Origin of the sequence: Streptomyces sp. NBC_01314 (genome assembly GCF_041435215.1) — a bacterium.
GTDB lineage: Bacteria > Actinomycetota > Actinomycetes > Streptomycetales > Streptomycetaceae > Streptomyces.
The window spans coordinates 4,531,611-4,547,744 of sequence record NZ_CP108394.1 but is presented as its reverse complement, the minus strand read 5'-3'; the positions used below and the strand labels follow the sequence as shown (position 1 = coordinate 4,547,744).

The 16,134-nt window shown below is 65.8% G+C and carries 10 protein-coding genes; all 10 read left to right on the top strand.

What is annotated here, in order from left to right; genetic code table 11:
- Nucleotides 1-275: 275 nt before the first annotated feature.
- The 10 genes from OG622_RS19900 to tuf all read left to right on the top strand — a co-directional run bounded on the left by OG622_RS19900 (nt 276) and on the right by tuf (nt 15,994).
- Nucleotides 276-1,172 (top strand): hypothetical protein, encoded by an 897-nt coding sequence (locus OG622_RS19900; protein ID WP_371577744.1) that lies wholly within the window; start codon nt 276-278, stop codon nt 1,170-1,172.
- A gap of 292 nt (nt 1,173-1,464) precedes the next feature.
- A complete protein-coding gene (rplJ, locus tag OG622_RS19895) occupies nt 1,465-1,995 on the top strand; it encodes a 50S ribosomal protein L10 (protein WP_371577742.1) in 531 nt (176 codons plus the stop codon).
- A 126-nt stretch (nt 1,996-2,121) separates the two neighbouring features.
- Nucleotides 2,122-2,505: a 50S ribosomal protein L7/L12 gene (gene rplL / locus OG622_RS19890; protein WP_037694059.1), complete on the top strand. Its 384-nt coding sequence runs from the start codon at nt 2,122-2,124 to the stop codon at nt 2,503-2,505.
- A gap of 648 nt (nt 2,506-3,153) precedes the next feature.
- On the top strand, nt 3,154-6,639 hold the full coding sequence (gene rpoB / locus OG622_RS19885) for a DNA-directed RNA polymerase subunit beta (protein ID WP_371577740.1): 3,486 nt from the start codon (nt 3,154-3,156) through the stop codon (nt 6,637-6,639).
- Nucleotides 6,640-6,733: 94 nt separating this feature from the next.
- Nucleotides 6,734-10,633 (top strand): DNA-directed RNA polymerase subunit beta', encoded by a 3,900-nt coding sequence (locus OG622_RS19880; protein WP_371577738.1) that lies wholly within the window; start codon nt 6,734-6,736, stop codon nt 10,631-10,633.
- A 176-nt stretch (nt 10,634-10,809) separates the two neighbouring features.
- The gene (locus OG622_RS19875) at nt 10,810-11,355 is read left to right on the top strand and encodes a DUF1707 and DUF4190 domain-containing protein (protein ID WP_371577736.1); all 546 of its coding nucleotides are present in this window, start codon (nt 10,810-10,812) and stop codon (nt 11,353-11,355) included.
- A 288-nt stretch (nt 11,356-11,643) separates the two neighbouring features.
- On the top strand, nt 11,644-12,015 hold the full coding sequence (gene rpsL / locus OG622_RS19870) for a 30S ribosomal protein S12 (RefSeq protein ID WP_003948652.1): 372 nt from the start codon (nt 11,644-11,646) through the stop codon (nt 12,013-12,015).
- Between the two features lie 2 nt (nt 12,016-12,017).
- Entirely contained in the window at nt 12,018-12,488 is a 471-nt protein-coding gene (gene rpsG, locus OG622_RS19865; protein WP_005481264.1) for a 30S ribosomal protein S7, read from the top strand.
- Nucleotides 12,489-12,527: 39 nt separating this feature from the next.
- Nucleotides 12,528-14,657 (top strand): elongation factor G, encoded by a 2,130-nt coding sequence (gene fusA, locus OG622_RS19860; protein WP_371577734.1) that lies wholly within the window; start codon nt 12,528-12,530, stop codon nt 14,655-14,657.
- A 143-nt stretch (nt 14,658-14,800) separates the two neighbouring features.
- Entirely contained in the window at nt 14,801-15,994 is a 1,194-nt protein-coding gene (gene tuf, locus OG622_RS19855; RefSeq protein ID WP_371577731.1) for an elongation factor Tu, read from the top strand.
- Nucleotides 15,995-16,134 lie beyond the last annotated feature (140 nt).

Sequence of the window (16,134 nt, the reverse complement as noted above, 5' to 3'; positions counted from 1 at the left end):
CCGGCACACGGGTGGGCCCGCGCGCGAGTCGGCCGCGCCGACCGGGGTGACGCCTGTGGGCACCCGGAGCCGGGCGAGGACGGCGGAGGCGACCCCTTCGCGGTCCTGAAGCGCACGGACAGGTCCACCGAGGAGCCGCCGGCCGACCGGACCGTCGACCACAGGGACCTGATGAGCTCCCTGTCGGCGAGCTGAAATCGGACGACAAGCGCGACCCGGCGGCGCTAGTGTCCTGCCGTCCCACAGATGTGGGGCGTGAGGTTCCAGGGGGACACATGAGGTTGGCCGCGCGCGGCTCCGTACGTCGTCGTAGAGCCGTCGGCATCGCCGTCGTCGCCGCGCTGCTGGGCGCTGCCACCGCCTGCGGCACGGAAGCGGAGGCGGAGGCGGCACCGAGGACGCCCGCCGAGGCTGTGGCACGGGCCGCGGGAAGGACGGCGGAGGTCGAATCCCTGCGCTACCGGGTGACCGGGACGCTGCCCGAGCACGGGAAGGTGCGGGCCGAGGCGTCCATGACCGTGCGGCCGTCCGCCATGAGCATGGAGCTGACGGGGCTGGGCGAGAGCGAGGACAAGCCCATGCAGGTGCGCTACGCCGACGATGTGCTGTACGCCGAGGGCGACACCGCCGCCATCGGCGCTCCGGCGGACAAGGAGTGGGTCAGCGCCGGGCCGGCCGTGTGGGGCCGTGGCGCTGCCGACAACAACACCTACGGCGTCCTGCCCGGCCCGTTGCAGGTGAGCCCGCTGCCGCAGTCCACGATCCTGACCGGGTCGAAGGACGTGCGGGAGGTGGGTGCGGAGACCGTCGACGGCAGCGAGACCACGCACTACCGGGGAACGGTCACGACGAAGGGCCTGCGGGCCGCCCAGACGGCCGCCGGGGACAAGGCCACCCGGGACCTGCGGACGGACAGCCTCGACCAGTTCATGGCGCTGGGTGTCGACGACACGCTCACCGTGGACCTGTGGGTCGACGGCGACGGCCGCGCCAAGCAGTACCGCCTCCGGGGCGAGACCCTCGCCCTGAAGGAGGGGCGCATGGTCGACGGCGGCCCGCTCGATATGACCGTCACCCTTATGGAGGTGGACCGGCCGGTGACCGTCGAGACCCCGGCGGCCGAGGACACCGTGGACCTCGGGGAGCTGGTGGACAGGGCCCAAGAGGGCTGAGCGGCCGCCCTCGGGACCGGATTTGCTTGACAGGGATACGGTCCCGTACTCTTCCGAAGAAGCCAAAGACCGCTGGTCGTCGCCGTGTGCTTGTGAGAGGGCACGGTGACCGAAGGATCCGCTGAACTGCGGACGACCCGCGCAGGTGTCTGTGGAAGTTGCTCCCGGTCCGGTTCCGTCTTCGTACGGGATTCGTCCGGTCGAGCCACGCCCCGAGCGCCTGCGCCGGGGCGTTTCGTTTTCCCAGCCCCTTCCGAGCGGTCCTCATCACCCGGAAGGAGGCCGACGCTCTATGGCAAGGCCCGACAAGGCTGCCGCGGTGGCCGAGCTCACGGAGCAGTTCCGTAGCTCGAATGCCGCCGTGCTGACCGAGTACCGGGGTCTCACCGTGGCGCAGCTCAAGACGCTGCGTCGTTCGCTCGGTGAGAACGCCCAGTACGCCGTGGTGAAGAACACGCTGACCAAGATTGCGGCCAACGAGGCCGGGATCTCGACGCTCGACGACCTGTTCAACGGTCCGACGGCAGTCGCCTTCATCACCGGTGACCCGGTGACGTCGGCGAAGGGTCTTCGTGACTTCGCCAAGGACAACCCGAACCTCGTCATCAAGGGCGGTGTCCTTGACGGCAAGGCGCTGTCCGCCGACGAGATCAAGAAGCTTGCGGACCTCGAGTCCCGCGAGGTTCTGCTCTCCAAGCTGGCGGGTGCCTTCAAGGGCAAGCAGTCCCAGACTGCATCCCTCTTCAAGGCGCTTCCCTCGAAGCTCGTCCGCACCGTGGACGCCCTTCGCGCCAAGCAGGACGAGCAGGGCGGTGCCGAGTAACTCGGCTCGCGAAATGACCGCCGCCTGAGGCTTCGCGCCTGAGGCAACGGTCGTAGCGGGCCGATCGTACGCCCGCCAGACATGTACATACCGGCACCAGCCGAATTAGTGGAAGGATCGCCCATCATGGCGAAGCTCAGCCAGGAAGACCTGCTCGCGCAGTTCGAGGAGATGACCCTCATCGAGCTCTCCGAGTTCGTGAAGGCGTTCGAGGACAAGTTCGACGTCACCGCTGCCGCCGCTGTCGCCGTCGCCGCCCCGGGTGCCCCCGGCGCCCCGGTCGACGCGGTCGAGGAGCAGGACGAGTTCGACGTCATCCTCACGGGTGCCGGCGAGAAGAAGATCCAGGTCATCAAGGTCGTGCGTGAGCTGACCTCCCTGGGCCTGAAGGAGGCCAAGGACCTCGTGGACGGCGCCCCGAAGGCCGTTCTCGAGAAGGTCGCCAAGGAGGCCGCCGAGAAGGCTGCCGAGTCCCTCAAGGGCGCCGGCGCCTCCGTCGAGGTCAAGTAAGGCCTCGCTGGTCCGCCAGCACTCCTGGATCCGCGAGGATCCTGCGAGACAGTTTCGGGACGAGTGTCAAAAACTCGTTCGAGGCTGTAACGCGAACGTACCGAAGGGCGATCACCCAACTGGGTGGTCGCCTTTCGGCGTTCCGGGACGTCGAGGGACGGCTGCCTTGCACTGCCGGTGGCGACGAGTATGGTGATCTTCGTTGTGCCTCCGAACGCCCCAGGTGACGAGCCGCGAGTGACGATCGCGGCACCCGGATCGGGCATGAGGGGCCTTGACGAACGGCACGCAGCGCGCAATTCTCAGGACGCGTCGTCACACCGATCCGGACTCCGAGGCATGGATCGACGGCGAAGAGGGCAGTATCAACGTGCATTGAGGGCGTGGGCTTGCGTAGGTGTCGAGAACAACGAGGGTCTCAAAAAACCCGCACTGGACATCAGTGTGCCAAGTGGCTACACTGACCCTTTGCGCTGCCTGTTAGCTGTCCCCTGCCCGTCACCAGGGGCATGCCCTCACTTGAGCATCGACGAACAGACCATTCCCGACCTGGCCTTTCGGTCAGATCAGGAACAGCCTGCTCTCTTTGCGCAGGATTGAGGGGCCGGTACGCGCGTAGTGAGTCCGAGCCCTCGGAAGGACCCCCTCTTGGCCGCCTCGCGCAACGCCTCGACCTCGAATACGAACCCCGCCGCCAGCACTGCCCCGCTGCGCATCTCTTTTGCAAAGATCAAGGAGCCTCTCGAGGTTCCCAACCTGCTCGCGCTGCAGACCGAGAGCTTCGACTGGCTGCTCGGGAACGCCGCCTGGCAGAGTCGGGTCGAGGAGGCTCTGGAGAACGGACAGGACGTCCCCACCAAGTCCGGTCTGGAGGAGATCTTCGAGGAGATCTCCCCGATCGAGGACTTCTCCGGGTCGATGTCACTGACGTTCCGCGACCACCGTTTCGAGCCGCCGAAGAACAGCATCGACGAGTGCAAGGACCGCGACTTCACGTACGCGGCCCCGCTCTTCGTCACGGCCGAGTTCACCAACAACGAGACCGGTGAGATCAAGTCCCAGACGGTCTTCATGGGCGACTTCCCGCTCATGACCCACAAGGGCACCTTCGTGATCAACGGCACCGAGCGTGTCGTGGTGTCCCAGCTGGTCCGTTCGCCCGGTGTCTACTTCGACTCCTCCATCGACAAGACGTCCGACAAGGACATCTTCTCCGCCAAGATCATCCCTTCCCGGGGTGCCTGGCTGGAGATGGAGATCGACAAGCGCGACATGGTCGGTGTACGTATCGACCGCAAGCGCAAGCAGTCCGTGACCGTCCTTCTCAAGGCACTCGGCTGGACCACCGAGCAGATCCTGGAGGAGTTCGGCGAGTACGAGTCCATGCGCGCCACCCTGGAGAAGGATCACACCCAGGGGCAGGACGACGCGCTGCTCGACATCTACCGCAAGCTGCGTCCGGGCGAGCCCCCCACGCGTGAGGCCGCGCAGACGCTTCTGGAGAACCTGTACTTCAACCCGAAGCGCTACGACCTCGCGAAGGTCGGCCGTTACAAGGTCAACAAGAAGCTGGGTGGGGAGGCTCCGCTCAACGCGGGCGTCCTGACCGTCGAGGACGTCATCGCGACGATCAGGTACCTGGTCAAGCTGCACGCCGGCGAGACCGAGACGACCTCCGACAACGGCACGTCGATCGTCGTCGAGACCGACGACATCGACCACTTCGGCAACCGTCGTCTGCGCAGTGTCGGCGAGCTCATCCAGAACCAGGTCCGTACGGGTCTGGCGCGTATGGAGCGTGTCGTCCGCGAGCGCATGACGACCCAGGACGTCGAGGCGATCACGCCGCAGACCCTGATCAACATCCGGCCGGTCGTCGCCTCCATCAAGGAGTTCTTCGGTACCAGCCAGCTGTCGCAGTTCATGGACCAGAACAACCCGCTGTCGGGTCTCACCCACAAGCGCCGTCTGTCGGCTCTTGGCCCGGGTGGTCTCTCCCGTGAGCGGGCCGGCTTCGAGGTCCGTGACGTGCACCCGTCCCACTACGGGCGCATGTGTCCGATCGAGACGCCCGAAGGCCCGAACATCGGTCTGATCGGTTCGCTCGCCTCCTACGGCCGCGTCAACGCGTTCGGTTTCGTGGAGACGCCTTACCGCAAGGTCGACGGCGACGTCGTCACAGACGAGGTCGACTACCTGACGGCCGACGAAGAGGACCGCTTCGTCATCGCGCAGGCCAACGCCACGCTCGACGACGACATGCGCTTCACCGAGAACCGCGTCCTGGTCCGCCGTCGTGGCGGCGAGGTCGACTACGTCCCCGGTGACGACGTGGACTACATGGACGTCTCGCCGCGCCAGATGGTGTCGGTCGCGACCGCGATGATCCCGTTCCTGGAGCACGACGACGCCAACCGTGCCCTCATGGGCGCGAACATGATGCGTCAGGCCGTGCCGCTCATCAAGAGCGAGGCCCCGCTCGTCGGCACCGGCATGGAGTACCGCTCCGCCGTCGACGCCGGCGACGTGGTCAAGGCCGAGAAGGCGGGTGTGGTCCAGGAGGTCTCCGCGGACTACATCACCACCACCAACGACGACGGCACGTACATCACGTACCGCCTGGCCAAGTTCGCCCGTTCCAACCAGGGCACCTCGGTCAACCAGAAGGTCATCGTCAACGAGGGCGACCGGATCATCGAGGGCCAGGTCCTGGCCGACGGTCCGGCCACCGAGAACGGCGAGATGGCGCTGGGCAAGAACCTGCTCGTGGCGTTCATGCCGTGGGAGGGTCACAACTACGAGGACGCGATCATCCTGTCGCAGCGCCTCGTGCAGGACGACGTCCTCTCCTCGATCCACATCGAGGAGCACGAGGTCGACGCCCGTGACACCAAGCTCGGCCCCGAGGAGATCACCCGGGACATCCCGAACGTCTCCGAGGAGGTCCTCGCCGACCTCGACGAGCGCGGCATCATCCGTATCGGTGCCGAGGTCGTCGCCGGTGACATCCTCGTCGGCAAGGTCACGCCCAAGGGTGAGACCGAGCTGACCCCCGAGGAGCGTCTGCTCCGCGCGATCTTCGGCGAGAAGGCCCGTGAGGTCCGTGACACCTCGCTGAAGGTGCCGCACGGCGAGATCGGCAAGGTCATCGGCGTCCGCGTCTTCGACCGCGAGGAGGGCGACGAGCTTCCCCCCGGTGTGAACCAGCTGGTGCGCGTGTACGTGGCGCAGAAGCGCAAGATCACCGACGGTGACAAGCTCGCCGGCCGTCACGGCAACAAGGGTGTCATCTCCAAGATCCTGCCGATCGAGGACATGCCGTTCCTGGAGGACGGCACCCCGGTCGACATCATCCTCAACCCGCTGGGTGTGCCGTCCCGAATGAACCCGGGACAGGTTCTGGAGATCCACCTCGGCTGGCTCGCCAGCCGCGGCTGGGACGTCTCCGGCCTCGGCGAGGACTGGGCGAAGCGCCTGCAGGTCATCGGCGCCGACCAGGTCGACCCGGGCACGAACGTCGCCACCCCCGTCTTCGACGGTGCGCGTGAGGACGAGCTCGCGGGTCTGCTGAACCACACCATCCCGAACCGCGACGGCGAGCGCATGGTGCAGCCGACCGGTAAGGCGAGGATGTTCGACGGCCGCTCCGGCGAGCCGTTCCCGGAGCCGATCTCCATCGGTTACATGTACATCCTCAAGCTCCACCACCTGGTCGACGACAAGCTGCACGCCCGGTCGACCGGTCCGTACTCGATGATCACCCAGCAGCCGCTGGGTGGTAAGGCCCAGTTCGGTGGCCAGCGCTTCGGTGAGATGGAGGTGTGGGCGCTGGAGGCTTATGGCGCCGCGTACGCCCTCCAGGAGCTGCTGACCATCAAGTCCGACGACGTGACCGGCCGCGTGAAGGTCTACGAGGCCATCGTCAAGGGCGAGAACATCCCCGAGCCCGGCATCCCCGAGTCCTTCAAGGTTCTCATCAAGGAGATGCAGTCCCTGTGCCTCAACGTGGAGGTGCTGTCCTCGGACGGCATGTCCATCGAGATGCGCGACACCGACGAGGACGTCTTCCGCGCTGCGGAGGAGCTTGGCATCGACCTGTCCCGGCGTGAGCCGAGCAGCGTCGAAGAGGTCTGACGGGAGTTCGGAGGCCTTCGCGATGAAGGCCTCCGGCCCCAGGACCCCCGTATCAGACCCCATGACTTACAACCCTGAGAGGGATTGACGCATAGTGCTCGACGTCAACTTCTTCGACGAGCTCCGGATCGGTCTGGCCACCGCTGACGACATCCGTCAGTGGAGCCACGGCGAGGTCAAGAAGCCCGAGACGATCAACTACCGCACGCTCAAGCCTGAAAAGGACGGACTCTTCTGCGAGAAGATCTTCGGTCCGACCCGGGACTGGGAGTGCTACTGCGGCAAGTACAAGCGTGTCCGCTTCAAGGGCATCATCTGTGAGCGCTGTGGCGTCGAGGTCACTCGCGCCAAGGTGCGCCGTGAGCGGATGGGCCACATCGAACTGGCCGCTCCTGTCACACACATCTGGTACTTCAAGGGCGTTCCGTCGCGGCTGGGCTACCTGCTCGACCTCGCCCCGAAGGACCTTGAGAAGGTCATCTACTTCGCGGCGTACATGATCACGTACGTCGACGAAGAGCGCCGTACGCGTGACCTGCCCTCCCTGGAGGCGCACGTCTCCGTCGAGCGGCAGCAGGTCGAGAACCGTCGCGACTCCGACCTGGAGGCCCGCGCCAAGAAGCTCGAGACCGACCTGGCCGAGCTCGAGGCCGAGGGTGCCAAGGCCGACGTGCGCCGCAAGGTGCGCGAGGGCGCCGAGCGTGAGATGAAGCAGCTGCGCGACCGTACGCAGCGCGAGATCGACCGTCTCGACGAGGTGTGGACCCGGTTCAAGAACCTCAAGGTCCAGGACCTGGAGGGCGACGAGCTCCTCTACCGCGAGCTGCGTGACCGCTTCGGCACGTACTTCGACGGTTCGATGGGTGCCGCGGCGCTGCAGAAGCGCCTGGAGTCCTTCGACCTGGACGAGGAGGCCGAGCGCCTCCGCGAGATCATCCGCACCGGCAAGGGCCAGAAGAAGACCCGTGCGCTCAAGCGCCTCAAGGTCGTCTCCGCGTTCCTGCAGACCAGCAACAGCCCCAAGGGCATGGTGCTGGACTGCGTGCCGGTCATCCCGCCGGACCTCCGCCCGATGGTGCAGCTGGACGGTGGCCGCTTCGCGACCTCCGACCTGAACGACCTGTACCGCCGTGTGATCAACCGGAACAACCGACTGAAGCGGCTTCTCGACCTCGGCGCGCCCGAGATCATCGTGAACAACGAGAAGCGCATGCTCCAGGAGGCCGTCGACGCGCTGTTCGACAACGGCCGTCGTGGTCGCCCGGTCACGGGACCCGGCAACCGCCCGCTGAAGTCCCTCAGCGACATGCTGAAGGGCAAGCAGGGTCGATTCCGTCAGAACCTGCTCGGCAAGCGTGTGGACTACTCCGCGCGTTCCGTGATCGTCGTCGGTCCGCAGCTGAAGCTGCACCAGTGCGGTCTGCCGAAGGCGATGGCGCTGGAGCTCTTCAAGCCGTTCGTGATGAAGCGGCTCGTGGACCTCAACCACGCGCAGAACATCAAGAGCGCCAAGCGCATGGTGGAGCGCGGCCGCACCGTCGTGTACGACGTCCTCGAAGAGGTCATCGCCGAGCACCCGGTGCTGCTGAACCGTGCGCCCACCCTGCACCGCCTCGGCATCCAGGCCTTCGAGCCGCAGCTGGTCGAGGGCAAGGCCATCCAGATCCACCCGCTCGTCTGCACCGCGTTCAACGCGGACTTCGACGGTGACCAGATGGCCGTGCACCTGCCGCTCTCCGCGGAGGCGCAGGCCGAGGCCCGCATCCTGATGCTGTCCTCGAACAACATCCTCAAGCCCGCCGACGGCCGTCCGGTGACGATGCCGACCCAGGACATGGTCCTCGGTCTGTTCTTCCTCACCACCGACGGCGAGCTCCGTGACACCAAGGGCGAGGGGCGTTCGTTCGCCTCCACGGCCGAGGCGATCATGGCGTTCGACGCCGGCGAGCTCGCGCTGCAGTCCGCGGTGGACATCCGCTTCCCGGTGGGCACCATCCCGCCGCGCGGCTGGATGCCTCCGGCGCGCGAGGAGGGCGAGCCGGAGTGGCAGCAGGGTGACAGCTTCCGTCTGAAGACCACGCTGGGCCGTGCGCTCTTCAACGAGCTGCTGCCCGAGGACTACCCGTTCGTCGACTACTCGGTGGGCAAGAAGCAGCTCTCCGAGATCGTCAACGACCTGGCCGAGCGTTACCCCAAGGTCATCGTGGCGGCGACGCTCGACAACCTGAAGGCGTCCGGCTTCTTCTGGGCGACCCGTTCCGGTGTCACCGTGGCCATCTCCGACGTCGTCGTTCCCGAGGCGAAGAAGGAGATCGTCAAGGGCTACGAGGCGCAGGACGAGAAGGTCCAGAAGCAGTACGAGCGCGGTCTGATCACCAAGGAAGAGCGCACGCAGGAGCTCATCGCGATCTGGACCAAGGCGACCAACGAGGTCGCCGAGGCGATGAACGCGAACTTCCCCAAGACCAACCCCATCTTCATGATGGTTGACTCGGGTGCCCGAGGAAACATGATGCAGATGCGGCAGATCGCCGGTATGCGTGGTCTGGTGTCGAACGCGAAGAACGAGACCATCCCGCGTCCCATCAAGGCCTCGTTCCGTGAGGGTCTGTCGGTGCTGGAGTACTTCATCTCCACGCACGGTGCCCGTAAGGGTCTGGCGGACACCGCCCTGCGTACCGCCGACTCGGGTTACCTGACCCGTCGTCTGGTGGACGTCTCGCAGGACGTCATCATCCGCGAGGAGGACTGCGGCACCGAGCGCGGTCTGAAGCTGCGGATCGCCTCGAAGGACGAGACCGGGGTCCTGCGCAAGGCCGAGGACGTCGAGACCAGCGTCTACGCCCGCATGCTCGCCGAGGACGTCGTCATCGACGGCAAGGTGATCGCGCCGGCCAACGTGGACCTGGGCGACGTGCTCATCGACCAGCTCGTGCACCACGGTGTCGAGGAGGTCAAGACCCGCTCGATCCTGACCTGTGAGTCCAAGGTCGGCACGTGCGCCATGTGCTACGGCCGCTCCCTGGCCACCGGCAAGCTGGTCGACATCGGTGAGGCGGTCGGCATCATCGCCGCCCAGTCCATCGGTGAGCCCGGTACCCAGCTGACGATGCGTACCTTCCACACCGGTGGTGTGGCCGGTGACGACATCACGCAGGGTCTGCCGCGTGTCGTCGAGCTCTTCGAGGCCCGTACGCCGAAGGGTGTCGCCCCGATCTCCGAGGCGGCCGGTCGCGTCCGCATCGAGGAGACCGAGAAGACCAAGAAGATCGTCATCACGCCGGACGACGGCAGCGACGAGACGGCGTTCCCGATCTCGAAGCGTGCCCGTCTGCTGGTGAGCGAGGGCGAGCACGTCGAGGTGGGCCAGAAGCTCACCGTGGGTGCCACCAACCCGCACGACGTGCTGCGCATCCTGGGTCAGCGTGCCGTCCAGGTCCACCTGGTCGGCGAGGTCCAGAGGGTCTACAACTCGCAGGGTGTGTCGATCCACGACAAGCACATCGAGATCATCATCCGGCAGATGCTCCGCCGCGTGACGATCATCGAGTCCGGCGACGCCGAGCTGCTGCCCGGTGAGCTGGTCGAGCGCTCGAAGTTCGAGACCGAGAACCGTCGTGTGGTCCAGGAGGGCGGTCACCCGGCCTCCGGTCGTCCGCAGCTGATGGGTATCACCAAGGCCTCGCTGGCGACGGAATCCTGGCTGTCGGCCGCCTCCTTCCAGGAGACGACCCGAGTGCTGACGGACGCGGCGATCAACGCCAAGTCCGACAGCCTCATCGGCCTCAAGGAGAACGTCATCATCGGTAAGCTCATCCCGGCCGGTACGGGTCTGTCCCGCTACCGCAACATCCGGGTCGAGCCGACCGAGGAGGCCAAGGCCGCGATGTACTCGGCCGTCGGCTACGACGACATCGACTACTCGCCGTTCGGCACGGGCTCCGGCCAGGCCGTCCCGCTGGAGGACTACGACTACGGTCCGTACAACCAGTAGGCGAGCGGCTGCGGTTGCTTGAGTTGAGGGGCGGTCACCTCCGGGTGGCCGCCCTTCGGCGTGGGCGCGGGCGTCCGGTGTGGCAGAACCGAGACGAAAGTGGGGCGGGGAACCGGTGCCGTGGGGCGTGCGTTGGAGCATCATGGACGAACAACCAGTCCGGGGGAGTGTTTCTCGTGTCGAACCCGTCGTGGCAGCCGATTCCGTGGCAGCAGGGGCAGGGCAATAGTCCTTCGCTGCTCGCCGCACATGCCGACCGTGAGCGTGCTGTGGATGTACTGAAGGCGGGCTTCAGCGAGGGCCGCCTTCCGATGGACGAGTACGAGAGGCGCGTGGAGAGGGCCTACAAGGCGCGCACAGTGGGGGAGCTGTCCCTTCTGGTCGCCGACCTGCCCCAGGGCCCCTCAGGGATGCAGCCGACCGCCATGGCTCCCATGGTTCCGAGAACCTTCATGCCGGCGCCCGTGCTGCCCCCACCGACCAACGGCAAGGCCGTCGGCTCCATGGTGTGCGGTGTCCTCACCACCATGACGCTGGGGCTCACCGGCATTCCGGCGGTCATTCTCGGCCACTCCGCCCGCTCCGAGATCAAGCGCACGGGCGAGGGCGGCGAGGGCTTCGCCCTGGCCGGGATCATCCTCGGCTGGCTTTCCGTGGCGGGCTGGGTCTTCTTCATCATGCTCATGATGATCGCGGGGGCGTCGTCGAGCAGCGGAATCTGAGGCCCGCGGCAGTGCCTGTCGGTACTGAAGCGGCCCACCCCTAAACCCCCGCCCGCCCATTTGTTTTGACCATAGCCAATGAGGTAGGTACGCTCAGACCTTGTGCCTGGGGTGTGCCCTGGTTCTCGTGCGTGCCTTCAACCGCACAGGGGGAGCCGCAGCGGCCACCGCAATCTGCGCCCTTTCTGCCTCGCGGCGGGAGTCTGCAGTTTCGACACACCCGACCGCGTGGGTCGGCGAGTGTTCCAGGTTAGCTTCACCATTCGGCACACAGAAACCGGAGAAGTAGTGCCTACGATCCAGCAGCTGGTCCGGAAGGGCCGGCAGGACAAGGTCGAGAAGAACAAGACGCCCGCACTCGAGGGTTCGCCCCAGCGTCGCGGCGTCTGCACGCGTGTGTTCACGACCACCCCGAAGAAGCCGAACTCGGCCCTGCGTAAGGTCGCGCGTGTGCGTCTGACCAGCGGGATCGAGGTCACTGCTTACATTCCGGGTGAGGGACACAACCTGCAGGAGCACTCCATCGTGCTCGTGCGCGGCGGCCGTGTGAAGGACCTGCCCGGTGTTCGCTACAAGATCATCCGCGGTTCGCTTGACACCCAGGGTGTCAAGAACCGCAAGCAGGCCCGCAGCCGCTACGGCGCCAAGAAGGAGAAGTAAGAATGCCTCGTAAGGGCCCCGCCCCGAAGCGCCCGGTCATCATCGACCCGGTCTACGGTTCTCCTCTTGTCACGTCGCTGATCAACAAGGTGCTGCTGAACGGCAAGCGCTCCACCGCCGAGCGCATCGTGTACGGCGCCATGGAGGGCCTGCGCGAGAAGACCAGCAACGACCCGGTCATCACGCTGAAGCGCGCTCTGGAGAACATCAAGCCGACCCTCGAGGTCAAGTCCCGCCGTGTCGGTGGTGCGACGTACCAGGTTCCGATCGAGGTCAAGCCCGGTCGTGCCAACACGCTCGCGCTGCGCTGGCTGGTCGGTTACTCCCGCGCCCGTCGCGAGAAGACCATGACCGAGCGTCTGCTCAACGAGCTTCTCGATGCGTCCAACGGCCTCGGTGCCGCTGTGAAGAAGCGCGAGGACACCCACAAGATGGCCGAGTCCAACAAGGCCTTCGCGCACTACCGCTGGTAGTCGCTACCCCCATCGAGACCGAGAGAAGACCGAAGCCTTATGGCTACCACTTCACTTGACCTGGCCAGGGTCCGCAACATCGGGATCATGGCCCACATCGACGCGGGCAAGACGACCACCACCGAGCGGATCCTCTTCTACACCGGCGTCAGCTACAAGATCGGTGAGGTCCACGACGGCGCTGCCACCATGGACTGGATGGAGCAGGAGCAGGAGCGTGGCATCACGATCACCTCTGCTGCCACCACCTGTCACTGGCCGCTCGAGGACAACGACTACACGATCAACATCATCGACACCCCGGGCCACGTCGACTTCACGGTCGAGGTGGAGCGTTCGCTCCGCGTGCTCGACGGTGCCGTCACGGTGTTCGACGGTGTCGCCGGCGTGGAGCCGCAGTCCGAGACGGTGTGGCGTCAGGCCGACCGTTACGGCGTGCCGCGCATCTGCTTCGTGAACAAGCTCGACCGGACCGGCGCGGAGTTCCACCGCTGCGTCGACATGATCAAGGACCGGCTTGGCGCCGTTCCGATCATCATGCAGCTGCCGATCGGTGCCGAGATGGACTTCAAGGGCGTTGTGGACCTGGTCCGCATGAAGGCGCTCGTGTGGTCCGCCGAGGCGGCGAAGGGCGAGATGTACGACGTCGTCGACATCCCCGCCACGCACGCCGAGGCTGCCGAGGAGTACCGCGGCAAGCTGGTCGAGACCGTCGCGGAGAACGACGACGAGATCATGGAGCTGTTCCTGGAGGGCCAGGAGCCCACCGAGGAGCAGCTGTACGCCGCGATCCGTCGCATCACCATCGCGTCCGGCAAGAGTGACGGCATCACGGTCACCCCGGTGTTCTGTGGCACCGCGTTCAAGAACAAGGGCGTTCAGCCCCTGCTCGACGCGGTCGTGCGCTACCTGCCGACCCCGCTTGACGTCGAGGCCATCGAGGGCCACGACGTGAAGGACCCCGAGGTCGTGGTCAAGCGCAAGCCGTCCGTGGACGAGCCGCTGTCGGCGCTGGCGTTCAAGATCATGAGCGACCCGCACCTGGGCAAGCTCACCTTCGTCCGGATCTACTCCGGTCGCCTGGAGTCCGGCAGCGCCGTGCTGAACTCCGTCAAGGGCAAGAAGGAGCGCATCGGCAAGATCTACCGTATGCACGCGAACAAGCGTGAGGAGATCGAGGCGGTGGGCGCCGGCGACATCGTCGCCGTGATGGGTCTGAAGCAGACCACGACCGGTGAGACGCTGTGCGACGACAAGCAGCCGGTGATCCTGGAGTCCATGGACTTCCCGGCGCCGGTCATCCAGGTCGCCATCGAGCCCAAGTCCAAGGGTGACCAGGAGAAGCTGGGTGTCGCCATCCAGCGTCTCGCGGAGGAGGACCCCTCCTTCCAGGTTCACTCCGACGAGGAGACGGGCCAGACCATCATCGGTGGTATGGGCGAGCTGCACCTCGAGGTGCTGGTCGACCGTATGCGCCGTGAGTTCAAGGTCGAGGCCAACGTCGGCAAGCCGCAGGTCGCCTACCGCGAGACGATCCGCAAGACCGTCGAGCGCGTGGACTACACCCACAAGAAGCAGACCGGTGGTACCGGTCAGTTCGCCAAGGTGCAGATCGCGATCGAGCCCATCACCGAGACCGATGGTCCGGCGTACGAGTTCGTGAACAAGGTCACCGGTGGCCGCATCCCGCGGGAGTACATCCCTTCGGTGGACGCCGGTGCGCAGGAGGCCATGCAGTTCGGCATCCTTGCGGGCTACGAGATGACGGGCGTCCGCGTCACGCTTCTCGACGGTGGCTACCACGAGGTCGACTCCTCGGAGCTCGCGTTCAAGATCGCCGGTTCGCAGGCCTTCAAGGAGGCCGCGCGCAAGGCCAGCCCCGTGCTGCTCGAGCCGATGATGGCCGTCGAGGTCACCACGCCCGAGGAGTCGATGGGCGATGTGATCGGCGACCTCAACTCCCGCCGTGGCCAGATCCAGGCCATGGAGGAGCGCAGCGGCGCCCGCGTCGTGAAGGGCCTCGTGCCCCTCTCGGAGATGTTCGGCTACGTCGGAGACCTCCGCAGCAAGACCTCGGGTCGCGCAAGCTACTCGATGCAGTTCGACTCCTACGCCGAGGTTCCGCGGAACGTCGCCGAGGAGATCATCGCGAAGGCCAAGGGCGAGTAACACACACCGTTTGCACGCTTTAGGCTTGAAACCGACCGGCGGGGCTCACCCGGCAAGGGAAAACCCCGGCGGGCGGCAACCCAGCAAAGATCACCTGGCGCCGATGAGTAAGGCGTACCAGAACCACTCCACAGGAGGACCAAGTGGCGAAGGCGAAGTTCGAGCGGACTAAGCCCCACGTCAACATCGGCACCATCGGTCACATCGACCACGGTAAGACGACCCTCACGGCCGCCATTACCAAGGTGCTGCACGACGCGTTCCCGGACCTGAACGAGGCCTCGGCCTTCGACCAGATCGACAAGGCTCCTGAGGAGCGCCAGCGCGGTATCACGATCTCGATCGCGCACGTCGAGTACCAGACCGAGACGCGTCACTACGCCCACGTCGACTGCCCCGGTCACGCGGACTACATCAAGAACATGATCACGGGTGCGGCGCAGATGGACGGCGCCATCCTCGTTGTCGCCGCCACCGACGGCCCGATGCCGCAGACCAAGGAGCACGTGCTCCTGGCCCGCCAGGTCGGTGTTCCGTACATCGTCGTCGCCCTGAACAAGGCCGACATGGTGGACGACGAGGAGATCCTGGAGCTCGTCGAGCTCGAGGTTCGTGAGCTGCTCTCCGAGTACGAGTTCCCGGGCGACGACCTGCCGGTCGTCAAGGTCTCGGCGCTCAAGGCCCTTGAGGGCGACAAGGAGTGGGGCCAGTCCGTCCTCGACCTGATGAAGGCCGTCGACGAGAACATCCCGCAGCCCGAGCGTGACGTCGACAAGCCGTTCCTGATGCCGATCGAGGACGTCTTCACGATCACCGGTCGTGGCACCGTCGTCACCGGTCGTATCGAGCGTGGCATCCTCAAGGTCAACGAGACCGTCGACATCGTCGGTATCAAGACCGAGAAGACCACCACCACGGTCACCGGCATCGAGATGTTCCGCAAGCTGCTCGACGAGGGCCAGGCCGGTGAGAACGTCGGTCTGCTGCTTCGTGGCATCAAGCGCGAGGACGTCGAGCGCGGCCAGGTCATCATCAAGCCCGGCTCGGTCACCCCGCACACCGGGTTCGAGGCCCAGGCGTACATCCTGTCCAAGGACGAGGGTGGCCGTCACACGCCGTTCTTCAACAACTACCGTCCCCAGTTCTACTTCCGTACGACGGACGTGACCGGCGTCGTGACCCTCCCCGAGGGCACCGAGATGGTCATGCCCGGCGACAACACGGAGATGACGGTTGAGCTCATTCAGCCCATCGCCATGGAAGAGGGCCTGAAGTTCGCCATCCGTGAGGGTGGCCGGACCGTGGGCGCCGGCCAGGTCATCAAGATCACGAAGTGATCTTGAACTGACCCGGTAGGTCTCTGACCCGGTAGGTCTGGAGAGGCCCGTACGACTTCGGTCGTACGGGCCTCTTCTGTCTTTCCCGTAACGCCTTTCCCGCCCCGGTCCAAGTACGAGTGACAGCACGACCGACCACG

Coding starts and splice junctions, on each gene's coding strand:
- rpsG (WP_005481264.1), top strand. CDS start 12,018: ATGCCTCGTAAGGGCCCCGCCCCGAAGCGCCCGGTCATCATCGACCCG.
- OG622_RS19900 (WP_371577744.1), top strand. CDS start 276: ATGAGGTTGGCCGCGCGCGGCTCCGTACGTCGTCGTAGAGCCGTCGGC.
- fusA (WP_371577734.1), top strand. CDS start 12,528: ATGGCTACCACTTCACTTGACCTGGCCAGGGTCCGCAACATCGGGATC.
- rplL (WP_037694059.1), top strand. CDS start 2,122: ATGGCGAAGCTCAGCCAGGAAGACCTGCTCGCGCAGTTCGAGGAGATG.
- rplJ (WP_371577742.1), top strand. CDS start 1,465: ATGGCAAGGCCCGACAAGGCTGCCGCGGTGGCCGAGCTCACGGAGCAG.